Here is a 22528-nt window from a genome sequence, read left to right on the forward strand (position 1 = left end):
GCGCAAACCGGGAGCGCCAAAGTCAACGCTTCGAGGATCATGCCAAGCGAGGTCGTCAGGTCATCGATACATCCGATGCACGTCTTGATCCCGTCGCTTTCGAAGCAGTTGTCACCGGGCAAGAATTGGCCGTTGCAGGAGGCTTCCGCAAACGCGATCACCGACACAAAAAGCGCGATGCAGATCCCGAATGCAATCAAGGGTGGTTTCCATCCCTTAGTCAAAGCTCCACCCCCAGACGCTCCGCGACCGTAAAGATATCCTTGTCGCCGCGCCCGCACAGGTTGGCGAGGATGATGCTGTCCTTGGGCATCGTCGGCGCGACCTTCTTCACCGCGGCGATGGCGTGCGAGGGTTCGAGCGCGGGGATGATCCCCTCGGTCGCACAGAGCAGCTGGAAGGCGTCAAGCGCCTCCTCGTCGGTGACGGCGGTGTAATCGACCCGGCCGCTTTCCTTGAGCCACGCGTGCTCGGGGCCGATGCCGGGGTAGTCCAGCCCCGCGCTGATCGAGTGGCCTTCGGTGATCTGGCCGTCCTCGTCCTGCAACAGATAAGTGCGGTTGCCGTGGAGCACGCCGGGCGATCCGCCGAGCAGGCTCGCGGCGTGTTCATCGCCATCGAGGCCGTGGCCCGCCGCTTCGACGCCGAGCATCTTCACGCTCGGATCATCGAGGAAGGGATGGAACAGCCCCAGCGCATTCGACCCGCCGCCGATCGCCGCGACCAGCAGATCGGGCAGGCGGCCGGTGCGGTCGAGCATCTGGGCGCGGGCTTCCTTGCCGATCACGCTCTGGAAGTTCCTTACCATCTCGGGGTAGGGGTGCGGGCCGGCCGCGGTGCCGATGATGTAGAAGGTGTCGTGGACGTTGGCGACCCAGTCGCGCAGGCCCTCATTCATCGCGTCCTTCAATGTCGCCCCGCCGCTGGTGACGGGGACGACTTCGGCCCCGAGCAGCTTCATGCGGAACACGTTGGGCGATTGCCGCTTCACGTCCTCGGCGCCCATGTAGATCACGCAGGGCAGCCCGAAGCGCGCGCAGACCGTCGCGGTCGCCACCCCGTGCTGGCCCGCGCCGGTCTCGGCGATGATGCGGGTCTTGCCCATGCGGATCGCCAGCAGGATCTGGCCGATGCAGTTGTTGATCTTGTGCGCGCCGGTGTGATTTAGCTCGTCGCGCTTGAACCACACCTGCGCGCCGCCCCCAGGATTCCCTTGGGAATCCGCCAACAAACGAAGCTCTTCCGTCAGGCGCGGGGCGAAATAGAGCGGCGAGGGGCGGCCGACGTAATGCTCCAGCAGGTCGTCGAATTCAGCCTGAAACGCCGGATCGGCCTGCGCCTTGCGATACTCGCGCTCCAGATCGAGCACCAGCGGCATCAGTGTCTCTGCGACATAGCGCCCGCCGAACTGGCCGAAATGGCCGCGCTCGTCCGGCAGGTTGCGGAAGGAATTGAGAGGTGTGTTCATATGCGGGTCGCTTTGCAGAAGGCCGCGATCTTGTCCACGTCCTTGATACCGGGGGAACGCTCGACCCCCGAAGAAGTATCCACCAGACCTGCACCGGTCAGCCGGATCGCCTCGGCGACGTTGGCGGGGGTGAGGCCGCCTGCAAGGCCCCAAGGGGTCGGTGCCTTGTAAGCCCTGAGCAGACCCCAGTCGAAGCGGGTGCCATTGCCACCGGGAAGCCCGCTCGCCGGGGCATCGAAGAGCAGCAGGTCGGCAGCGCCATGGTAGCGCGCGGCATCGGCAAGGCTTGCGGCATCCTTCACGCCCAGCGCTTTCCACGCCGCGATGCCGGTCTCGGCGCGGACGCGGGCGAGGGTTTCGGGCGTTTCCTTGCCGTGGAACTGCACCACATCGGGCCGCACCTCGCGCACCGCTTCGGCCAGCAGTGCGGGCGAGGGGTCTACCAGCAGCAGCACCACTTTGGCATGGGGCGGCACTCCGGCGCGCAGCCGCGCCGCTTCGGCCAGCGCGACATGGCGCGGGCTGTTTTCGAAGTGCACCAGCCCGACATAATCCGCGCCTGCCTGCACGGCTGCCGCGAGGGTTTCAGGCGTTGAAAGCCCGCAGATTTTGACAAGAGCGCCAGCCATGCGAGCGCCCTTACGCGGGGCCGAGCGGCTTTTCCAGCACCGTGAAAGTGATCGGCGGATTGCGCAGCACGGGGAAGGGCCGTGTCTCGCCGGTGCGCAGATAGCCGCGCCGTTCGTACCACGCGATGAGGCTGGCACGGCTGTCGATCACGGTCATCTCCATCGCCGCGATGCCGAGGGCGCGGGCGTGATCCTCTGCCGCATCGAGCAACCGCCGCCCGAGGCCCGCCGATTGCAGGGTTGGCAGCACACACAGCATCCCGAGATAGGCGAGGGCGGTGTCTTTGCGAGTCACGGCAACGCAGCCGACAAGGCTTTCGCCATCCTGCGCCGTCAGGATCGTAACCGCCGGATCGGCAAGCATCGCCTCCAACTCGCCGGGCGCGATGCGTTCGTCATCGAGAATGTCGGCCTCGTGATTCCAGCCCTGACGCGCCGAATCGCCGCGATAGGCAGCTTCGAGAAGGGCCTTGAGCGCCGAAGCATCCGCAGGGGATGCTGCAAGTATTGCTGTCAAAGCGTCGCCTCGATCGCCCGCGCTGCGGCTTCGGGGTCGTCGGCGCGGCTGATCGGGCGGCCGATCACCAGCACGCTCGCGCCGTTGTCGCGGGCCTGACGCGGGGTGACAACGCGCTTTTGGTCGCCGGTGCCATTGCCGTTGGGGCGCAGGCCGGGGACGACGAAAAAGCCGTCCTTCCACGCCTTTTTCACCATGCCGACTTCCTGCCCCGAGCACACGATCCCGTCGAGGCCCGCCTCGTGCGCCAGTTCGGCCAGCCGCATCACCTGCGTTTCCGCACTGCCATAAACGCCGGTCGCGGTGAGATCGGCGGCATCGAGGCTGGTGAGCATCGTCACCGCCACCACCTTGCAGCCTTCCGCTGCTGCCGCCTTGGCATCCTCCATCATCGCGCGGCCCCCGGAAGCGTGGACCGTGACGATCGCGGGCTCATAGACATGGATCGCCTGCATCGCCTTGGCGACGGTGTTGGGAATGTCGTGGAATTTGAGATCGAGGAAGATCGGCAGGCCCATATGGGCAATTTCGTGCACCCCGTGCGCACCGTGGGCGCAGAAGAACTCCAGCCCCAGCTTGACCCCGCCGATATGCGATTTGACCTTGCTGACCAGCGCCTTGGCCGGTTCAAGGCTGGGCACATCAAGCGCGAGATAGACCGGATTGCTCACTTGCCACTGCCTCCATCGGCACCGCCATCCGCCGGACCCAGCGGATCGGTGCTGTCTCCCGCATTTTTGCCGGGCTTATCCACAGGTGTATCCGCCACCGGAGCCGCCGCCATTTCGGCCTGACGCGCCAGCGCGGTGTTCTTCAGCGAGGTTTCCAGCGCCCGCACGCGGCGGTTCAGACCCCATACCACGCTGCGATGCACCGCCCACATCGGCAGGAAACCTGCCGCAAAGGCCAGCAGCGCCAGCATCGGCACCTTGGTTTCCAGAACGAGGTTCTGCCACAGCGTCAGTTCGACCGGCCGCCAGTTGTAGATCGCGAAGATCAGGAACCCCAGCGCCACGAACACCCAGATGATGGTGCGAAGAATCTTCACGAAACCCGGCCCTCCCGTTGGCACGAATGCCGAGGAAACCTAGGCGATCTGGCGTTCATGTCCAGCACCGGCGGCGACTATCCGAACACCCGCGCGAAGATCGTATCGACATGGGCGAAGTGGTAGGCGAGGTCGAACTTGTCTTCCAGCTCGGCTTCCGAAAGCGCGGCGGTGACTTCGGCATCGGCTTTGAGCAGATCGAGCAGCGACAGCGCGCCGTCCGATTCCCACACCTTCATCGCGTTGCGCTGAACCAGACGGTAGGCATCCTCGCGGCTGACGCCGGCCTGCGTCAGCGCCAGCAGCACCCGCTGCGAATGGACAAGACCGCCCATCGCATCGAGGTTTTTCTGCATCCGTGCAGGGTAGATCAGCAGCTTCTCGACCACGCCGGTCAGACGGGCCAGCGCGAAGTCGAGCGTGATCGTCGCATCCGGCCCGATGAAACGTTCGACCGAGGAGTGCGAGATATCGCGCTCGTGCCACAGCGCCACGTTTTCCAGCGCTGGCAGGGCATAGGCGCGGATCATGCGCGCTTGCCCCGTGAGGTTTTCGGTCAGGATCGGGTTGCGCTTGTGCGGCATCGCCGAGCTGCCCTTCTGGCCGGGCGAGAAATACTCTTCGGCTTCCAGCACCTCGGTGCGTTGCAGGTGGCGGATTTCCACCGCGAGCCGCTCGATGCTGCCTGCGATCACGGCAAGCGTGGCAAAATACATCGCATGGCGATCACGCGGGATCACCTGCGTGCTGACCGGTTCGATGGCGAGACCGAGCTTTTCGGCGACATGCGCCTCGACCCGCGGATCGACATTGGCAAAGGTGCCGACCGCGCCGCTGATCGCGCAGGTGGCGATTTCCTTGCGCGCCGCGACCAGCCGTTCGCGGCAACGGTCGAACTCGGCATAGGCCTGCGCCAGCTTGAGGCCGAAGGTCACCGGCTCGGCATGGATGCCGTGGCTGCGGCCGATCGTCGGCGTGTATTTGTGCTCCTCGGCGCGCTTGCGGATGGCGGCCAGCAGCGCGTCCATGTCTTCCAGCAAAATATCGGTCGCGCGGGCGAGCTGCACCGACAACGTGGTGTCGAGCACGTCGGAGGAGGTCATGCCCTGATGCATGAAGCGCGCTTCATCGCCCACCTGCTCGGCAACCCACGTAAGAAAGGCGATCACATCATGTTTGGTCACCGCCTCGATCGCGTCGATCGCGGGAACGTCGATCGCCGGATTGGTCGCCCACCAGTCCCACAGCGCCTTGGCCGCAGAGGGCGGGACAACGCCGAGTTCGCCGAGCTTTTCGGTCGCATGCGCCTCGATCTCGAACCAGATGCGGTATTTCGCTTCCGGTTCCCACAGGGCGGTCATTTGCGGGCGGGCATAACGGGGGACCATCGGCGGCTCCGGACAAGGGGTCTGACTCGCGGCAGCGGCTAGGCGGGGCGGGCGCGGTTGGCAAGCCTGTCAGAGCAAGCCCTTCGCCCGCAACGAGGCGTGCCCCTCGCGCCCGATGATGACGTGATCGTGCACGGTCACGCCCAGCAGCCGTCCGGCCTCGGCGATGCGCTGGGTGATCTGGATGTCGGCGCGGCTCGGTTCGGGATTGCCGCTGGGGTGGTTGTGGACAAGGATCATCGCGCTGGCGCCCACATCCATCGCCCGGCGGATCACCTCGCGCGGGTGGATTGCGGCCTCGTCGATCGAACCGTCGCCCACGTGATGATCGTCGATCAACCGGTTCTTGGTATCGAGATAGAGCACCCGCACGCGCTCCACCGTCAGGTGCGCCATATCGGTGGTGAGATAATCGATCAGCGCCTGCCAGCTGCCAAGCACGGGCTTGCCCATGATTTCCCCCCGCGCCATGCGGCGGGCGGCGGTGGCGACCGCCTTCAATGCGGCAGCGGAGTTTTCACCCACGCCCTTGACGCGCTGCAAGGCCTTGGGGTCGGCGTTCATCACGCCGGCAAGACTGCCGAACTGCGCGAGCAGGGCCTTGGCTATCGGCTTGGTGTTGCCGCGCGGGATGGCTGCGAAGAGGAGGTATTCGAGCACCTCGTAATCGGCCAGCGCCTCTGCCCCGCCGGTCAGCAGCCGGGCGCGCAGGCGCGAACGGTGCCCCTCACCGGCGGCCTTGCCCGCGTCCCACGCCGGCGCGGCATCATCGAGAAAATCGAAACCCTCTTCAGCTTCCGGCAATGCGACCTCCGGGAATGGGATGAAACCCTTGTGCATCATTGCCTTTGGCCGATGATGCGCGCAAGGGTCGGGAGCGATGCCGGTGGCTGAAGAGCAGCAGATGGAGGGGCCGCAGGGCGGCGGCAAGCGGGGCTTCCGGCCGCGCCGCTGGCGCACCCGAATCGCGCTTGGCGTTGCTGCAATCGCGCTTGTGGGTGGTTCCGGCGCATGGATCGACCGGGAACGCATCGCCCGCGATGTGGTCGACGATTATCTCGCGCAGAACGGCGTCGCTGCGCGCTATGACATCGTCAGCATCACTCCCGATGTGCAGGTGGTCGAAAACCTCGTGATCGGCGATCCGGCGCGGCCCGACCTGACGGTGAAACGGCTGGTGATCGAACTCGGTCTCGGCTGGGGCGGGCCCGAGATTTCGCGGGTGACGGTGGAAGGCGCGCGCGCTTTCGGCAGCTACCGCGATGGCACCTTCAGCCTCGGCGCGCTTGATCCGCTGCTGTTCACCGATTCGGCAGAGCCGCCCGCGCTGCCCGCGCTGAACGTGGCCGTCCGCGATGGCCGCGCCTTGATCGAGAGCGATTTCGGACGGGTGGCGCTGGCATTGGACGGGGCCGGGCCGCTGGATGACGGCTTTGCCGGAACGCTCGCGGCCACTGCGCCCGGGATCGGGGTGGAAGGCTGCCGCGCCACCCGCGCCACGCTTTACGGCACACTGACGACCGACGACGGCGCGCCTGCTCTCGCCGGCCCGCTGAGGCTGCGCGATCTCGCGTGCGGCGGGGCGAGCCTTGCCAGCGCCGATATCGGCACGGACCTCTGGCTCGCCCGCGATTTTGCCGCAGCTACCGGCGATCTGCGGATCGAGGGCGGGGCGTTGTCCTTCGATTCGCTGGCGAGCGAAGGCCTGACCGGCACCGCCCGCCTGACCTGGGGCGAAGGCGGGCTGGGGCTTGCCCATGATCTGGCCCTGACCGGAGTGACCGCGCCGCAGGGCCGCATGGCGCGTCTCGCAGCCGAGGGCGCATGGCGCGGCCCGGCCGATGGCAGCCGCGGCCAGTGGGAAGGGCAGTTGCGCGGCACCGGACTTGTGCCCGACGCCAGCCTCGCCGCCAGCCTCGCCAGCGCGCAAAGGGGCCTCGAAGGCACACTGTTCGCACCGCTCATCGCCCGCGCCCGCACCGGACTGACCGGCGCGATCACCGGAGCAAGCCTGACTGCCGATGCCATCATCCGCCACAACGGGGAGGCAATCACCGTGCTCCTTCCCGAAGCGCGCCTTGCCAGCCGTTCCGGCACGCCGGTCGTTGCCCTGTCGCAGTTCAGCGCGGGGCTAGGCGCAAGCGGATTGACCGGCCTGCGCGGCAATATCCTCGCCGGCGGAGAGGGCCTGCCCGATATCAACGGCCGGATGGAGCAGGAGGCCGATGGCGGCTGGGCGCTGCGGCTGGCGATGGCGGAATACAGCGCGGGCCGGAACCGGCTGGCGATCCCGCGCCTTGCCGTGCGGCAGGTTCCGGGCGGAGCGATCCGGTTCGAGGGGCAGGCCAGCGCGAGCGGCGATCTGCCCGGCGGGGCTGTCACCGACCTGTCGCTGCCGCTAGAGGGCGCGTGGTCCGAAGGTTCGGGCCTTGCCATGGGCCAGCGCTGCTTGGCGCTGCGCTTTGCCGCGCTGTCGCTGTCGGGCCTCGCGCTCAGGGGGCAGGGGGTCACGCTCTGCCCGGAAGGCGCGGCTCCGATTCTCGCCTATGACGGCGCCTTGCGGTTTGGCGCGGCGACCGGCCCGGTCACTCTTGCCGGAACCATGGGAGACAGCCCCGCCAGCCTCGCCGCAGAAAGTCTGCGCCTGCGCTACCCTGCTCCCTTCGCGATCGAAGGCCTCGCCGCCCGCATCGGTGCGCCGGGCAGCGAGGTGCGGCTTTCCGCCGCGAGCCTCACGGGAAGCCTTGCCGGAGCGACCGGCGGCAGCTTCACCGGCGGCGCGGCGCGAATCGATGCCGTGCCGATGGATCTCGGCAACATGGCGGGACGCTGGGCCTTTGCGGACGGGGTGTTGCGGGTGGAGGACGGCGCCTTCACCCTCTCAGATCGCCCCGAAACCGGGCTGCCGCGTTTCAATCCGCTGGCGGCGCGGGGTGCGGGGCTCGTGCTGGCGGATAACCGTATCACCGCCGACGCCCTGCTGCGCCACCCGGCATCGGGCCGCGTGGTGGCGGGGGTAAGCATCGCCCACGATCTCGATACCGCCGCAGGCTCCGCGCGGCTCGATGTGCCGGGGATCACCTTCGGCGGCGATCTTCAGCCCGAAGACCTCTCCTACCTCGCCAAGGGCGTGATCGCCTTTGCCGATGGCACAGTGACTGGCAGGGGCCGGATCGACTGGCGCGGCGAATCGATCACCTCCTCGGGCACCTTCGGCAGCGACGGCGTGGACTTCGCCGCCGCCTTCGGGCCGGTGCGCGGCTTGCAGGGGCAGGTGGTGTTCACCGATCTGCTCAACCTCACCACCGCGCCCGACCAGACGGTGCGGATCGCCGCGATCAATCCGGGGATCGAGGTGCTGGACGGCACCGTGCGCTTCGAGGTCAGCGAGGGCACGCTGCTCAGCCTTGAGGATGCGCGCTTCCCCTTCATGGGCGGGCAATTGCAGATGCGTCCGCTGGTGATGGATTTCAGCCAGCCCGAAGAACGCCGCTATGTGTTCGAGATCACCGGGCTGGATGCCGCGATCTTCGTTGCACAGATGGAACTCACCAATCTTGGTGCGACCGGCGTGTTCGATGGCACGGTGCCGATCATCTTCGACAAGGACGGCAACGGCCGGATCGAGGGCGGGGTGCTGGTTGCGCGGCCCGGTGGCGGCAATGTCGCCTATATCGGCGAGCTGTCCTATGAAGACCTCGGCACGATGGGCAATTACGCCTTTCAGGCGCTGCGTTCGCTCGATTACCGCCAGATGCGGGTCGGGCTCGACGGCAATCTGGCGGGCGAGATCATCACCAATTTCGATTTCGACGGGGTGCGGCAGGGTGCCGGCACCAGTCAGAACTTTGTCACCCGCCGCCTCGCGAAGCTGCCGATCCGCTTCCGTGTGAATGTCCGGTCGGAGAATTTCTACGAACTGGCCACGATGGTGCGATCCTTCTGGGATGCCGATTACCTCGGCAATCCGGTCGACAAGGGGCTGCTGACCACCCGAAACGGCCGTTTCGTGCCTGCCAGCCCCGGCGGCAAACCCGTTCAACCTCCCGAAAGCGAAGACCAGCCATGATGCATCACGAATTGACCGCGCCATCACCCGCTGTCACATCCCCGCGACACAGCGGGGCAGGGGAGGCGGCGATGGCGCGGCAAGGCAGGAACAAGCGCCGGGCATTGATGGCCGGAGCCGCGATCCTATCGGCCACTCTGGGCGGATGCATCAACATCGCCGCGCCGGACGAACCGATCGTGATCGAGCTCAACATCAATATCCGGCAGGAAGTGATCTACCGGCTGGCGGAAGACGCGGCCAACACGATTGACGAGAACGCGGATATCTTCTGATCCCGCTCGTCGCATTGGAGGAATGATGATGCGCAAATCAGCTCTCGCCGCGATTGCCGTGCTGACGGTGGCCGGACTTGGCGCAGGTGCGGCCTATGCCCAGCGCGATCCTGCCTATGCCGCCGCGCGCGAGGCGGGCAAGGTGGGCGAGCAGGCCGATGGCTATCTCGGCATTGTCGGCGCGCCCGATGCCGCCTTGCAGCGGCTGGTCGATGATATCAACATCAAGCGCCGCGCCGTCTATGCCGAAAAGGCAAAGGAAAACAACGCCACGCTGGAAGCCTATGCGCTGACCGCCGGATGTCAGGCGGTGGCCCGCACCACGCCGGGCGAGAAGTATCGTGCGCCCGATGGCAGCTGGCAGACCCGAACAGCCGCACCCCCGATCCGCGACCCGCGTTGTCCCTGATATTCGCACTTGCACAAACTCGCCCCGCGCGATGTTGACTTGGCTGTGACCCCCTTCTAAGGGGGCGGCGCCCTCGGCGGGCACCTCGTAGCGCGTGCCTTGTCGTTCCCCTGACGGAGCATGGCATGAGCGACGAGAAACCTGCCCGAGAACCTGTCACAGAGGATGCGCGGATCGATGCGCTCGAAGCGCGGCTCAAGGCCGCACGCGAGCGTGAAGAACAGCGCAACCGGCCGAAAGTGCAGGGGGCCGATGCGAATTACCGCAGCGGCAACCGCGCCTTGGCCAATCTTCTGGGCGGGATTATCGGTGGTCTGGTGATCGGTTTTGCGGTGGATTCGCTGGCCGGCATTGCACCCTGGGGTCTGTTGACGGGATTGTTCCTCGGAACGGTGTCGGCCTTCAGAAGCATCATCATTGGCGCAAAGACGCGCCCCGAAGTCGAGGTCGAGCGGCCCGATAGCGAGGTTTAGACCCCCGCTAGACCGCTCCAGACCCCGTTTAGGGGCGTGTTTCACGTGAAACATTCGAGGACCGACAGACCGTGGCAGCCGAAGAAGGCAAGGTCGATCCGATGAAGCAGTTCACCATCGAACCGATTTTCGGTTCGGACTGGCAACTGGCTGACGGGATCAACATCGCATTCACCAATTCCGCGCTGTGGATGGCGATCACCGCCATTCTGGTGACGGTGTTCGTCGCCGGCGGCATGAAGCGGCAGGTGGTGCCGGGCCGCTGGCAGATGGCGGTCGAAAGCATGACCGGCTTCATCGACGATTTGCTTGAAGCCAATATCGGCAAGGCCGGGCGCAAGTATGTGCCTTACATCTTTACGCTTTTCATGTTCATCCTGTTCGGGAACCTGCTCGGCCTGGTGCCGGTCGGTCTAATCCCGGGGGTGCACGCCTTCACCTTCACCAGTCACTTCACGGTGACCGGTGTGCTGGCGATCATGAGCTTCTCGATCGTGCTGATCGTCGGATTCCTGCGCCACGGGTTCCACTTTTTCTCGCTGTTCGTGCCTGCGGGAACCCCGCTGCCGATGGTGTTCTTCATCGCCCCGATCGAGTTCATCTCGTTCATGGTCCGCCCCTTCAGCCTTGCCCTGCGACTGTTCGTCGCGATGATGGCAGGCCACGTGCTGCTTAAGGTGCTGGCGAGCTTCGTGATCGCGGGCGGCGCCGGTGGCCCTGCGCTTGGCGCGGCGGTGGGCGTACCCAGCTTCATCCTGATGGTGGCGATCAGCGCGCTCGAAATCCTGGTTGCGGGCATCCAAGCCTATGTTTTCGCGCTGCTGACCTCGCTTTACATCAACGACGCGGAAAACCTTCACTGAGGGCTGCGAGGCTCTCTCCAATACCCTCATCAACTATCCGATTTTTCTCAAGGAGTTTACTATCATGGACGCAACTGCAGCTGCTCTCCTCGGTGCCGGTCTCGCCGCGATTGGCGCCGGTCTGGCCGCGCTCGGCGTGGGCAACGTGTTCGCCTCGTTCCTCGAAGGCGCGCTGCGTAACCCGGGTGCTGCCGACGGTCAGCAGGGCCGCCTGTTCATCGGCTTCGCGGCCGCCGAACTTCTCGGCCTGCTCGCCTTCGTTATCGCCGTTCTGCTGATCTTCCGCTAAGATCCGGTGCGCCGGGCAGGGCGGGCGATTGCGTCCGGCCCGCCCGGCGCTCCTTTGCGAACAGCCGGTAACCCAATCGGTAACAAGGGCGACCAATGCCTCAGATCGAACAAATCGCTGCGACGCTGTCGAGCCAGGTTTTCTGGCTGCTGGTGTTCTTCGGCATCACCTTTGTCGTGGTTGGCCTCGGCATGGTGCCCAAGATCATGGGTACCGTTGACCTGCGCGACCAGCAGATCGCGGGCGACCTCGCCGCAGCCCAGGCTGCGCGCGATGCTGCCGACAGCGAGGAAGCTGCCTGGCGCAAGCGCGAGAACGAGAACCGTGCCAGCGCACAGGCTCTGATCGCAGAGGCGAAGGCCAAGGCGGCCAAGGCCGCCGAAACCAAGCTCGCCAAGGCACAGGCCAAGCTCGACACGCGTCTGGCCGAGGCCGAAGCCGCGATCGACGCCGCTCGCAACAGCGCGATGGCCGAGATCGAAGTCGTGGCTGCCGAAGCCGCGCGCGAAATCGTGGCCCGCATCGCCGGAACCGAAGTTGAACCCGCCGCTGCCGAGGCTGCGGTCAAGGAGGTAATGGCTCATGGCTGACATTCTCGCCCTGCTCGCCAGCGGTGCCGAAGGCCATGCAGAGCCTTCGATCCTCGGCCTCGATTCGTACCAGTGGGTCGCGCTCGCGATGGCGGTGCTGATCGCGGTTTTCATCTGGAAGAAGGTTCCCGGCCTGATCACCGGCGGGCTCGACGCCAAGATTGCCGAGATCCGCAATTCGCTCGACGAGGCAAAGTCGCTGCGTGCCGAAGCCGAGGCCCTGCGTGACGAATATGCCGCCAAGATTGCATCGGCCGAAAAGGACGCCGAAGCGATGCTGGCCGGTGCCCGCGAGGAAGCCGATGCGATCCTCGCTCGCGCCGAGGCCGACAGCGAAGTGATGGTGGCACGCCGCCAACGCATGGCCGAAGACAAGATTGCTGCTGCCGAGCGTGCCGCGGTGGCCGAGGTCAAGGCGAGCGCCGTGTCCGCTGCCGCTGCCGCCTCGCGCAAGCTGATTGGCGAGCGTCACGACAGCGCCGCCGACAGAAAACTGGCCGACGAGGTGATCGCATCGCTCTGAGCGATCGGTTTTCCGGTTACGGGGAATAGGGCGGTCCGGCGAGGCCGCCCTTTTTCTTTTGGGCGCGGGCAGTTATCTGTGGGCGATGCAGGAGGCTGGCATGGGGTATGTGACGAAGCGCTGGTTGATTGTCGCAGGCCTGCTGGCGGCCATACCGCCCGCGGCGCAGGCGGAGGGTCCCGTCGTGCTGTGGGGCCAGTTCACCACCGCCACGCCCAAGGCCGAGGTAAAGGCTTTCATGGACAGCCTTCCGAAACGCCAGATGGATGTGATCCCGGGATGCCCCGGGCCGTTCGGCTATCGCAGCGGTAAGGGCGGACTGGTGACGATCACCTTCATGGGCTCGCAGGCCCCGGCTGGCTGCTTCGAGAAATTGCGTGCCAAATTCGAAGCCGAACTGGGCGAGCCCGAGCTGGATACCGCTCCCTTCGGCTCGGTGACCGGTTACGGCGGCGGCGGGGTCATCGACACAACTTCAGACGGGCTGATGCTGATCTGGCGCGATGGCGAGAAGAAGACCAAGCTCATCCGGACGCCTTATGGCGGCTACAACCTGATCTTCACCGTGCGCGAGGACAAATACCTCTATTGAGGCGCGGCGCTATCGGCCGGGCACGAACACCACTTTGCCCACCAGTTCGCGGTTCGCCATCGCCGCGAAGCCTTCGCGCCACCGCGACAGCGGCAGGATGCGGTCGATCGCGGGGGTGATTTCACCTCCCTCGGCCAGCTTTGCGATAGCCTGCTGGATAGCGCGGCCCCGTTCGGGGAAGCGGCGGGCATATTCTCCGGCGCGCAGGCCAACGATGCTGAAGCCCTTGATCAGCGGGATATTGGTGGAAATGTCGGCAATCCGCCCGCTGGTGAAACCGACCACCACCAGCTTGCCGCCGAATGCGACGCAGCGCGTCGATTCGTCGAACACGTCGCCGCCCACCGGATCGAACACGATATCGGCGAGGCGGCCGCCGGTCAGTTCGGCCACCTGTTCGCGGAAGCGGCCCTCGGCAAGAATGACGGCATCGGGACGGGCGAGGGCGGCGATGCGGTCGACCTTGGCCGCGCTGCCGGTAGTGGCGATGACCTTGGCGCCCAGCGCCCGCGCCAGATCGCAGGCGGCAAGCCCGACCCCGCCGCTCGCGCCGTGGACCAGCACCCATTGGCCCGCCTGCAATCCGCCGAGCTCGACGAGGCCGGTATAGGCGGTCGAATAGGCCGCTCCCATCGCGGCGGCCTGCGGGAAATCCATGCCGCGCGGCATGGGGGAGAGCTTGTCGGCAGGCGTGCAGGCCAGTTCGGCGAAGGCACCGATCTTGTTGCCGCCCGTCACCCTGTCGCCTGGGGCAAAGCCGCTGGCCGCGTCGGCCTCCAGCACTTCGCCTGCGAATTCGAGGCCGCTGGTGAAAGGCACCGCGGGTTTGAACTGATACTCGCCTCGCGTCATCAGCAGATCGGGAAAGTTGAGCGATGCAGCCCGCACCCGCACCAGCACTTCGCCCGCTGCACGGGCAGGGGGTGGCAGGTCAGCCAGTATCACGCCGGACAGATCGTCCGACAGGCGCTCGACCCTGAGGGCCTGCATCGGCCTAGAAATTGTCCTTCGCCGCCCGCAGCGCCGCGAAGGTTTCGTGCGGGGCGGTCCCGCCCCACTTGGCCATCATCGCCGGATCGTCGGCGCGCAGGAAGGGGTTGGTCGCCAGCTCGCGTTCAAGCGTGGTCGGCACGGTCCATTCATCGCGGGCGCGCTTGGCCGCGATTTCCTCGGCATAGGCGGCGAGCGCCGCATTATCGGGGTCAGCATGGAGCGCGAACCTGGCGTTCGACGCGGTGTATTCGTGTGCGCAGTAGAGCAGCGTCTGCGGGGGCAGGGCCTTGATGCGGCTGAGGCTGCCCCAGAACTGCTTGGGCTCGCCTTCAAACATCCGCCCGCAGCCCAGCGCAAACACCGAATCGCCGACAAAGGCGACACCTGCTGTGGCGAGGTGGAAGGCGATGTGGCCGTTGGTGTGGCCCGAGACGTCGATCACCGCCGCCTCCACACTGCCCAGCATCACGGTATCGCCGTGGCCGACAATGCGGTCGATCGGGAACTTGCCTTCGATCTCGGCCGGGCCGGTGATGGTGCACCCGGTCGCCGCCTTGATCGCTTCGTTGCCTCCCGCATGATCGGGATGCCAGTGGGTGTTCCAGATCTGGGTGATGCGCCAGCCCTTCAGCTCTGCCTGCCGCAGGTACTCGGTGGCATCGGGGGTATCGATCGCCGCAGTCTCGTGGCTGTCGGTGTCGTGGACGAGGTAGCCGTAGTTGTCGCTAAGGCACGGGAACTGGTGAACATGGATCATGCCTGCGACCTTACGCCGCCCGGCCCCAAAGGAAAAGGCCCGCCTGCCGAAGCAGACGGGCCCTTTTTGTGTCCTATCGCTGCACTACCTGAGGACGGGGTCGACACCGCAGGTGTCGCAAGGCCGACTGGCCGTCCGCAGGTGCTCGCGCGAAGCGCGAAACGCACCGAGGACGCTCCCGCGGAGGCGGGAGCGCCTCAAGATCACTCCTGACCCTTCTTGAGGGCAGCGCCGAGGATGTCGCCGAGCGAAGCGCCCGAATCCGACGAACCGAACTGCGCCACGGCTTCCTTTTCTTCGGCGATCTGACGCGCCTTGATCGAGAAGTTCGGCTTCTTCGAACGGTCGAAGCCGATCACCATCGCGTCGACCTTGCTGCCGACCTGGAAGCGGTCGGGGCGCTGCTCGTCGCGGTCGCGGCCGAGGTCGCTGCGCTTGATGAAGCCGGTCGCGCCGTCTTCGCCAACCTGCACTTCGAGGCCGCCGTCGCGCACTTCGAGCACGGTGACGGTGACGGTCTGGTTCTTGCGCAGGCTGCCTGCGGTCGAGGCGCCTTCAGCCGACGGCGCACCCTTTTCGAGCTGCTTCATGCCGAGGCTGATGCGTTCCTTCTCGACGTCCACATCGAGCACCACGGCCTTGACCATTTCGCCCTTGCGGTGGAGCGCCAGCGCGTCCTCGCCCGAGATGCCCCAGGCGATGTCCGACATGTGCACCATGCCGTCGACGTCGCCATCGAGGCCGACGAACAGACCGAATTCGGTCGCGTTCTTGACTTCGCCTTCGACGACCGAGCCAACCGGATGCTTCTCGGCGAACTCGTCCCACGGATTGCGCTGGGCCTGCTTGAGGCCGAGGCTGATGCGGCGCTTGTCGCTGTCGACTTCGAGGACCATGACTTCGACTTCCTGCGAGGTCGAAACGATCTTGCCGGGGTGGACGTTCTTCTTGGTCCAGCTCATTTCCGAAACGTGGACGAGGCCTTCGATGCCGGCTTCCAGTTCCACGAAGGCGCCGTATTCGGTGATGTTGGTCACCTGGCCCGACAGCTTCATGCCGACCGGATACTTGGCTGCAACGCCATCCCACGGATCGCTTTCCAGCTGCTTCATGCCCAGGCTGATGCGCTGGGTTTCGGCGTTGATGCGCACGATCTGCACGGTCACGGTGTCGCCGATGGCGATCACTTCGCTCGGGTGGTTGACGCGCTTGTAGCTCATGTCGGTGACATGCAGCAGGCCGTCGATGCCGCCGAGGTCGACGAAGGCACCGTAATCGGTGATGTTCTTCACGACGCCGTCGATGATCTGGCCTTCGACCAGATCGTTGATCAGCTCGCTGCGCTGCTCGGCGCGGGTTTCTTCAAGCACGGCGCGGCGCGAGACGACGATGTTGCCGCGGCGACGATCCATCTTGAGGATCTGGAAGGGCTGCGGAACGTCCATCAGCGGGGTGACATCGCGCACGGGGCGGATATCGACCTGCGAGCCGGGCAGGAACGCCACGGCGCCATCGAGGTCGACGGTGAAGCCGCCCTTGACGCGGCCGAAGATGCGGCCTTCGACGCGCTTGCCTTCGCCGAATTCGTTTTCCAGCTTGTCCCACGCGGCTTCGCGGCGGGCACGGTCACGCGACAGCATGGCTTCGCCGTCGGCGTTCTCGACGCGGTCAACGAAGACTTCGACTTCACCGCCCACGGTCAGGCCGTGGTCGTCTTCGCCGCGCGAAAATTCCTTGAGAGAGATGCGGCCTTCGCTCTTGAGGCCGACGTCGATCACGGCAAAGCCGTTTTCGATTGCAGTGACGGTGCCCTTGACGACACGGCCTTCGAAGCCGTCTTCGCCGGCGCCGCCGAGCTGTTCATTGAGAAGCGCCTCGAAATCGGCGCGGGTGGGCATTTGCGTTGCCATAGTGGATCAAAGTCCTGTTTCGTTTTGCTACCGGCCGCCGGTTTTTCCGGGGTCTTTCTCCGCTTCCCAGGCACCATTGCCGGGGCTGGCGGGGCAAGAGGCAGACTTCTCCGCAAGGCCCCATGCCTGTGCGAAGGTTCCTTCAACCAGTGATGATTGGGCAGAACGGGGGCGCGCCTAGGCGAGAGCGGCGCAAAAAGCAAGGAAATAGACCTCAGCCGATCCGCGCCAGAACCGCCTCGATCGCAGCCTCGATCGCTGCGTCGCGGCCGAAGTGGGTGGTGTCGAGCACCAGTGCGTCGGCTGCGGCCACCAGCGGCGCATCCTTGCGGCCCATGTCGCGGGCGTCGCGGGCGGCGATGTCACGCTCGATTTCGGCGAGTGGAACCGCGATCCCGCGGCCCTGCATCTCCAGCCAGCGGCGGCGGGCGCGCTCTGTCACGCTCGCGGTGACGAACAGCTTCACCGGCGCTTCCGGGGCGATTACCGTGCCGATATCGCGCCCGTCGAGCACCGCGCCGCCTTCCTGAAGCGCAAAGGCGCGCTGGCGCTGGAAGAGCGCATGGCGCACCGCCGGATGGACCGAGACGCGGCTCGCAAACCCGCCGACCTCCTCCGAACGCAGGATGTCGTCGTCCAGCAGGGCATCGGGGAAGGCGCAGGCGGCGAGGGCGTCTTCGGGAGAGTCGGGATCAGCGGCGTTCAACTGCACTTGCCGACCGACAGCGCGGTATAACAGTCCGGTGTCGAGATGGGGCAGCCCGAAATGGGCGGCGAGCGCTTTGGCGATGGTGCCCTTTCCGCTCGCTGTGGGACCGTCGACAGCGATGATCATGCGGGCTGCTCCGCACGCCCGCGCCAGGCCCTAACCAGTCCGACAATCGCGATCCCTGCCCAGAAAAACTCGAGCACGAGACTGGCCCAGTTGGTGTGATAGACCAGCGAGACCGTGAGCAGACCCGCGCCCAGCAGGTTGGTGCCGTGGAGCAGGAAGGGGTTGGTCGCTTTGGCGAGCGTCAGATAGGCGTAGGCGGCGATGATGCAGGCGGTGCCGCAAAATCCGACCATGCTCGCCCAGTCCAGCGGTGCGTTCACGCCGCCGCCTCTGTCAGCAGGCCCATGAAAGTGGGGAAACTGGTGTTGATCGGGCTGGTGTCATCTACACGCACCCCGCCCACGCTGACGAGACCTGCCACTGCCATGCTCATGGCAATGCGGTGATCGAGTCGGGTGGCAACGCTCGCGCCTTCCGGCGTGCCGGGTAAGGGATCGCCGCCAGTGCCATGGATGGTGAGGCCGTCCTCGTGCTCTTCAACCCGTGCACCGGCCAGCGACAAGGCGGCTGCCATGGTGGCGAGGCGGTCGCTTTCCTTGACGCGCAGTTCCTCAAGTCCGGTGGTGCGGGTTGTGCCCGAGGCGAGAGCTGCGGCGACGAACAGCACGGGAAACTCGTCAATCATGGCAGGTGCGATGGCCGGATCGACATCGATTCCCGAAAGCTGCGCATGGCGCACGCGCAGATCGGCCACCGGCTCGCCGCCAACTTCGCGCGCGTCGACCTCGGTAATGTCCGCCCCCATCTGGCGCAGCACGTGGAGCAGCCCGGCACGGGTCGGGTTGAGACCGACGTTGCGGATCGTCAGGTCGCTGCCGGGAACCAGCGTCGCCGCGACCATAAAGAAGGCGGCGGAGGAGGGATCGCCGGGCACGGTCACATCCATCGGCTTCAGATCGGCTTCGCCGTGAATGGCGATCACTGTCTCGCCATTTTCCTCGCCCACTTCGAGACTGGCACCGAAGCCGGTCAGCATCCGCTCGGTGTGGTCGCGGGTAGGGACGGGTTCGATTACACGGGTGATGCCGGGGGTGTTGAGGCCCGCGAGCAGCACCGCACTTTTCACCTGCGCGCTCGCCACCGGCAGGCGGTAGGTGATCGGCACGGCGGGCGATGCACCGCGCAGCATCAGCGGCAGGGTGCCACCGGCAGAGGCTTCGATGCTGGCGCCCATCTGGCTCAGCGGATCGATCACCCGCTTCATCGGGCGCCCTGAAAGGCTGGCGTCGCCGGTAAAGGTGGCGGTAATCGCGTGGCTCGCGACCAGACCCATCAACAGGCGTGTGGAGGTGCCCGAATTGCCCATGTCGAGCGCTTGGCGGGGCTCCAGCAGGCTGCCCACGCCTGCGCCATGCACGGTCCAGATGCCATCGGCTCCGCGTTCGATCTGCGCGCCGAAGGCCCGCATGGCCGCGGCCGTGGCAAGCACATCCTCGCCTTCGAGCAGACCGGTAATCCGGCTTTCTCCCACGGCAAGGCCGGCAAACATCAACGAACGGTGGCTGATCGACTTGTCGCCGGGGACGTTGATCGTGCCGCGCAAAGGAGCGATATGGGCAAAGGTATGGCTGGTCATCAGGCCGCGGTCTTTGACAGCGACCCGCGCTTCTGGCAAGGCGCGCCGCGCATCCGGGAAGGCTCTTGATAAAGGGCTTGCCGGAACCCAGATTTGCTGGTCAATCCACCCACGACTTTCCAGCCGTTCCGCCCGCTTCATGCTTCGGGACCGGCCTGTTTTTGAGGAAGAATAATGGCGAAGCCTGAATGGGGTACCAAGCGTACCTGCCCCAAGTGCGGCGAACGATTCTACGATCTGGGCAAGGAAGACCCGGTCGCCTGCATCGAATGCGGCGAGACCTGGACGCCCGAGCCCGTGCTCAAGTCCAAGCAGCCGATTCCGTTCGAGGAAGCCGAGAAGAAGAAGGATGTCGATGCCGACGCCGATCTGGGCGGCGATGACGACATCGACGATCTGGAAGATATCGAGGACATCGACGAGGACGGTGATTCGCCCGACAACGACGTCGATCTCGGCGGTGACGATGATCTTGGCGTTTCGACCGGCACCGGCGACGACGACGATCACGAAAACTGATTTTTCCTCTTGCCAAGGGATGGCGGCCCTTCTAATGGCCGCCTCCCGCAAGCAGGGCGCAAGCGCGCTGTTTGCTCGATGACTGGTTCGGGGCCTTAGCTCAGCTGGGAGAGCGCAACACTGGCAGTGTTGAGGTCAGCGGTTCGATCCCGCTAGGCTCCACCAATCATCACCCGATCAAAGTCGGATTTGCTGGTCTCAGCTTGAGACGCATATTCGCAACGCTGGCCGACGAGGTTTCGTCCGCCGGCGTTTTTCGCATTTTCCGGGCGCCCCGGTGTCCGGCAGGAGAAGCAGGCGATGTTCGACACGCTGTCCGACCGTCTTGGCGGGGTCTTTGACAAGCTCAAGGGCCGTGGCGCGCTGCGCGAACAGGATGTGCGCGATGCCATGCGCGAAGTCCGCATCGCGCTGCTTGAAGCCGACGTTGCGCTGCCGGTCGCCCGCCGCTTCATCGATGCCGTCACCGAAAAGGCCGTGGGGCAGGACGTTCTGCGTTCGGTCACGCCCGGCCAGATGGTCATCAAGATCGTCCACGACGAGCTGGTCGAAACCCTCGGCGGGATGGAGGTCGAAGGCCTAAGGCTCGACGCCCGTCCGCCGGTCGTGATCATGATGGTCGGCTTGCAAGGCTCGGGCAAGACGACCACCACTGCCAAGCTGGCCAAGCTGATCCGCGAACGGCACGGCAAGAAGGCGCTGATGGCCTCGCTCGACGTCAACCGTCCGGCGGCGCAGGAACAGCTGGCGGTTCTGGGCAAGCAGGTCGATGTTGCGACTCTGCCGATCATCGCCGGCCAGCAGCCGGTCGACATTGCGCGCCGTGCGATGGAAACCGCGCGGCTCCAGAACTTCGACGTCCTGCTGCTCGACACCGCAGGCCGCCTGCATGTTGACGATGCGCTGATGGCCGAAATGAAGGCCGTCGCGGGCGTGTCGGCCCCCAACGAAGTGCTGCTGGTGGTCGATTCGCTCACCGGTCAGGACGCGGTCAATGTCGCGCAGAGCTTCACCAATGAGGTGCCGCTGACCGGCGTGGTACTGACCCGTATGGATGGCGATGCCCGCGGCGGTGCGGCGCTCTCGATGCGTGCGGTTACCGGCAAGCCGATCAAGTTTGCCGGCACCGGCGAGAAGCTCGACGCGATCGAACCCTTCCGTCCCGGTTCGGTCGCCGACCGCATTCTTGGCATGGGCGACGTTGTCAGCCTGGTCGAAAAGGCTGCGGCGACGATCAAGGAAGAGGACGCCGAAAAGCTCGCCCGCAATATCGAGAAGGGCAAGTTCGACCTCAACGATCTGGCCATGCAGTTGCGCCAGATGCGCAACATGGGCGGCCTCGGGATGCTGGCGGGCATGATGCCGGGCATGAAGAAGGCCAAGCAGGCGATGCAGGCCAGCGGCATGGACGATAAGGTGCTGATCCATATGGAGGCGATCATCTCCTCGATGACCGCCAAGGAACGCGCCAACCCCGATCTGATGAACGCCAAGCGCAAGAAGCGCGTTGCGGCGGGCAGCGGCACCGATGTGCAGACGGTGAACAAGCTGCTGAAGATGCATCAGGAAATGGCCCGCGCCATGAAGCAGATCAAGAAAATGGGCGGCCTCAAGGGCCTCGCCGCGATGTTCGGTGGTGGCGGTATGGGCGGCATGGGCGGTTTGCCCGGTGCTGGCGCCGGCGGCCTGCCCGGTCTGGGCGGCGGCGGCCTTCCTCCGGGCCTGCCCGGCTTGCCGCGCAAGAAATAATTTCAAGTCAATCGTTTCGGTTCAAAAATTCAATTCACTCGAAAGGTAAGATCACATGTCCATTTCCATCCGGCTTTCGCGCGGCGGTGCCAAGAAGCGTCCGTACTACCGCATCGTTGTCGCCAACAGCCGCTCGCCCCGCGACGGCAAGTATCTCGAGCAGATCGGCACCTATAACCCGCTGCTCGCCAAGGACTCGCCCGAGCGCGTCAAGATCAACGAAGATCGCGCCCGTTACTGGATCGGCGTCGGCGCGCAGCCGACCGACCGCGTTGCCCGTTTCCTCGACGCCGCCGGCGTGAAGGAGCGTGCGGCCCGCAACAACCCGAAGAAGGGTGAACCTGGCGACAAGGCCAAGGAGCGCGCCGAAGAGCGTGCCGCCAAGATCGCAGAAGCCGAAGAAGCCGCACGCGCCGCTGAAGAAGAAGCCAAGGCCGCTGCTGCTGCACCGGCTGCCGAAGAAGCGCCCGCCGCTGAAGAAGCTGCCGCCGAAGAAGCTCCGGCTGCCGAAGACACTGCCACCGAAGAACAGGCCGAAGGCTGAATTCGGTCATGACCAAGCCCGTTACCCTTGCGGCCATTGCCGGCGCGCACGGGGTGACGGGCGAGGTCCGCCTGAAGCTGTTTGGCGAGGGCGTGGCTGCGCTCGCGCAGCACAAGCGCTTCAATGACGGCGCGCTGACGCTGGTCAAGGTGCGCGATGACGGCAAGGGCGGCGCGGTTGCCCGATTTGCCGAAAGCGCCACCCGTGCCGACGCAGAACGCCTGCGCGGCACCGCGCTCACGGTTCCGCGCGAAGCCCTGCCGCCGCTGGCCGAGGGCGAATTCTATCATGCCGACCTGCTGGGGCTGCCGGTCGTCACCGATGCGGGCGTAGCGATCGGCACCGTGCTCGCGATCGAGAACTTCGGCGCGACCGATATCATCGAAATCACCCGTGAACCCGCGCCCGAAAAGGGCCCGAAGACTTTCATGGTGCCCATGATTCCCGCAGCGGTGATCGAATGGGACGAACACCGGCTTGTGATAGGCGCCGCTTTCGCCGAAGACTGACGC

At 65.6% G+C, this 22528-nt stretch carries 26 protein-coding genes and 1 tRNA gene; 14 read left to right on the forward strand and 13 right to left on the reverse strand.

What is annotated here, in order from left to right; translation table 11 throughout:
- Window positions 1-220 precede the first annotated feature (220 nt).
- From trpB to radC, 7 genes are all read right to left on the reverse strand, one after another.
- The gene (gene trpB, locus ACU0AG_RS03595; RefSeq protein WP_482780895.1) at window positions 221-1468 is read right to left on the reverse strand and encodes a tryptophan synthase subunit beta; all 1248 of its coding nucleotides are present in this window, start codon (window positions 1466-1468) and stop codon (window positions 221-223) included.
- Window positions 1465-2097, reverse strand: a complete 633-nt coding sequence (locus ACU0AG_RS03600) for a phosphoribosylanthranilate isomerase (protein WP_482780896.1) — start codon at window positions 2095-2097, stop codon at window positions 1465-1467. Before ACU0AG_RS03600 ends, trpB begins: the two co-directional genes overlap by 4 nt.
- A 10-nt stretch (window positions 2098-2107) precedes the next feature.
- Complete coding sequence (locus tag ACU0AG_RS03605) at window positions 2108-2614, reverse strand: GNAT family N-acetyltransferase (RefSeq protein ID WP_482780897.1); 507 nt, start codon at window positions 2612-2614, stop codon at window positions 2108-2110.
- Entirely contained in the window at window positions 2611-3285 is a 675-nt protein-coding gene (gene pyrF, locus ACU0AG_RS03610; RefSeq protein WP_482780898.1) for an orotidine-5'-phosphate decarboxylase, read from the reverse strand. The genes ACU0AG_RS03605 and pyrF overlap by 4 nt, the downstream gene beginning before the upstream one ends.
- On the reverse strand, window positions 3282-3662 hold the full coding sequence (locus ACU0AG_RS03615) for a LapA family protein (RefSeq protein ID WP_482780899.1): 381 nt from the start codon (window positions 3660-3662) through the stop codon (window positions 3282-3284). The genes pyrF and ACU0AG_RS03615 overlap by 4 nt, the downstream gene beginning before the upstream one ends.
- Before the next feature lie 77 nt (window positions 3663-3739).
- Window positions 3740-5050, reverse strand: coding sequence for an adenylosuccinate lyase (purB, locus tag ACU0AG_RS03620; RefSeq protein WP_482780900.1), 1311 nt, complete (start codon window positions 5048-5050; stop codon window positions 3740-3742).
- A gap of 69 nt (window positions 5051-5119) precedes the next feature.
- Window positions 5120-5854 (reverse strand): RadC family protein, encoded by a 735-nt coding sequence (gene radC, locus ACU0AG_RS03625; RefSeq protein ID WP_482780901.1) that lies wholly within the window; start codon window positions 5852-5854, stop codon window positions 5120-5122.
- Window positions 5855-5930: 76 nt separating this feature from the next.
- Here radC and ACU0AG_RS03630 point away from each other — a divergent pair, with 76 nt between their 5' ends.
- The 9 genes from ACU0AG_RS03630 (at window position 5931) to ACU0AG_RS03670 (ending at window position 13133) form a co-directional block, all read left to right on the forward strand.
- Window positions 5931-9119 (forward strand): intermembrane phospholipid transport protein YdbH family protein, encoded by a 3189-nt coding sequence (locus ACU0AG_RS03630; protein ID WP_482780902.1) that lies wholly within the window; start codon window positions 5931-5933, stop codon window positions 9117-9119.
- Between the two features lie 107 nt (window positions 9120-9226).
- Entirely contained in the window at window positions 9227-9394 is a 168-nt protein-coding gene (locus tag ACU0AG_RS03635; RefSeq protein ID WP_482780903.1) for a YnbE family lipoprotein, read from the forward strand.
- Window positions 9395-9419: 25 nt separating this feature from the next.
- A complete protein-coding gene (locus ACU0AG_RS03640; protein ID WP_482780904.1) occupies window positions 9420-9803 on the forward strand; it encodes a YdbL family probable chaperone protein in 384 nt (127 codons plus the stop codon).
- A 125-nt stretch (window positions 9804-9928) separates the two neighbouring features.
- Window positions 9929-10276 carry an AtpZ/AtpI family protein gene (locus tag ACU0AG_RS03645; protein ID WP_482780905.1) on the forward strand — a complete coding sequence of 116 codons (348 nt, stop codon included), beginning with the start codon at window positions 9929-9931 and terminating at the stop codon, window positions 10274-10276.
- 101 nt (window positions 10277-10377) lie between these two features.
- A complete protein-coding gene (locus tag ACU0AG_RS03650; protein ID WP_482781391.1) occupies window positions 10378-11139 on the forward strand; it encodes a F0F1 ATP synthase subunit A in 762 nt (253 codons plus the stop codon).
- A 64-nt stretch (window positions 11140-11203) separates the two neighbouring features.
- Window positions 11204-11428, forward strand: a complete 225-nt coding sequence (locus ACU0AG_RS03655; protein ID WP_054118254.1) for a F0F1 ATP synthase subunit C — start codon at window positions 11204-11206, stop codon at window positions 11426-11428.
- A 95-nt stretch (window positions 11429-11523) separates the two neighbouring features.
- Window positions 11524-12018, forward strand: coding sequence for a F0F1 ATP synthase subunit B family protein (locus ACU0AG_RS03660; protein WP_482780906.1), 495 nt, complete (start codon window positions 11524-11526; stop codon window positions 12016-12018).
- Complete coding sequence (locus ACU0AG_RS03665; RefSeq protein WP_482780907.1) at window positions 12011-12541, forward strand: F0F1 ATP synthase subunit B family protein; 531 nt, start codon at window positions 12011-12013, stop codon at window positions 12539-12541. The genes ACU0AG_RS03660 and ACU0AG_RS03665 overlap by 8 nt, the downstream gene beginning before the upstream one ends.
- A 100-nt stretch (window positions 12542-12641) precedes the next feature.
- Complete coding sequence (locus tag ACU0AG_RS03670) at window positions 12642-13133, forward strand: hypothetical protein (protein WP_482780908.1); 492 nt, start codon at window positions 12642-12644, stop codon at window positions 13131-13133.
- 9 nt (window positions 13134-13142) lie between these two features.
- Here ACU0AG_RS03670 and ACU0AG_RS03675 read toward each other — a convergent pair whose 3' ends face one another.
- From ACU0AG_RS03675 to aroA, 6 genes are all read right to left on the reverse strand, one after another.
- Window positions 13143-14123, reverse strand: a complete 981-nt coding sequence (locus ACU0AG_RS03675; RefSeq protein ID WP_482780909.1) for an NADPH:quinone oxidoreductase family protein — start codon at window positions 14121-14123, stop codon at window positions 13143-13145.
- A gap of 4 nt (window positions 14124-14127) precedes the next feature.
- Window positions 14128-14883 carry a hydroxyacylglutathione hydrolase gene (gloB, locus tag ACU0AG_RS03680; protein WP_482780910.1) on the reverse strand — a complete coding sequence of 252 codons (756 nt, stop codon included), beginning with the start codon at window positions 14881-14883 and terminating at the stop codon, window positions 14128-14130.
- 203 nt (window positions 14884-15086) lie between these two features.
- Window positions 15087-16793: a 30S ribosomal protein S1 gene (rpsA, locus tag ACU0AG_RS03685; RefSeq protein ID WP_482780911.1), complete on the reverse strand. Its 1707-nt coding sequence runs from the start codon at window positions 16791-16793 to the stop codon at window positions 15087-15089.
- A gap of 214 nt (window positions 16794-17007) precedes the next feature.
- The gene (locus ACU0AG_RS03690; RefSeq protein ID WP_482780912.1) at window positions 17008-17628 is read right to left on the reverse strand and encodes a (d)CMP kinase; all 621 of its coding nucleotides are present in this window, start codon (window positions 17626-17628) and stop codon (window positions 17008-17010) included.
- On the reverse strand, window positions 17625-17888 hold the full coding sequence (locus ACU0AG_RS03695; protein WP_482780913.1) for a CBU_0592 family membrane protein: 264 nt from the start codon (window positions 17886-17888) through the stop codon (window positions 17625-17627). Before ACU0AG_RS03695 ends, ACU0AG_RS03690 begins: the two co-directional genes overlap by 4 nt.
- Complete coding sequence (aroA, locus tag ACU0AG_RS03700) at window positions 17885-19204, reverse strand: 3-phosphoshikimate 1-carboxyvinyltransferase (RefSeq protein WP_482780914.1); 1320 nt, start codon at window positions 19202-19204, stop codon at window positions 17885-17887. The genes ACU0AG_RS03695 and aroA overlap by 4 nt, the downstream gene beginning before the upstream one ends.
- Window positions 19205-19378: 174 nt before the next feature.
- Between aroA and ACU0AG_RS03705 the strand changes: the two genes are divergently transcribed.
- The 5 genes from ACU0AG_RS03705 to rimM all read left to right on the forward strand — a co-directional run bounded on the left by ACU0AG_RS03705 (window position 19379) and on the right by rimM (window position 22525).
- Complete coding sequence (locus ACU0AG_RS03705) at window positions 19379-19723, forward strand: TIGR02300 family protein (protein WP_482780915.1); 345 nt, start codon at window positions 19379-19381, stop codon at window positions 19721-19723.
- Between the two features lie 89 nt (window positions 19724-19812).
- Window positions 19813-19888, forward strand: a tRNA-Ala gene (locus ACU0AG_RS03710).
- A 135-nt stretch (window positions 19889-20023) separates the two neighbouring features.
- A complete protein-coding gene (ffh, locus tag ACU0AG_RS03715) occupies window positions 20024-21472 on the forward strand; it encodes a signal recognition particle protein (protein ID WP_482780916.1) in 1449 nt (482 codons plus the stop codon).
- Between the two features lie 55 nt (window positions 21473-21527).
- Window positions 21528-22016 (forward strand): 30S ribosomal protein S16, encoded by a 489-nt coding sequence (gene rpsP, locus ACU0AG_RS03720; RefSeq protein ID WP_482780917.1) that lies wholly within the window; start codon window positions 21528-21530, stop codon window positions 22014-22016.
- An 8-nt stretch (window positions 22017-22024) separates the two neighbouring features.
- Window positions 22025-22525 carry a ribosome maturation factor RimM gene (gene rimM / locus ACU0AG_RS03725; protein ID WP_482780918.1) on the forward strand — a complete coding sequence of 167 codons (501 nt, stop codon included), beginning with the start codon at window positions 22025-22027 and terminating at the stop codon, window positions 22523-22525.
- Window positions 22526-22528 lie beyond the last annotated feature (3 nt).

It is taken from the genome of Erythrobacter sp. RANMB8, from assembly GCF_056848235.1.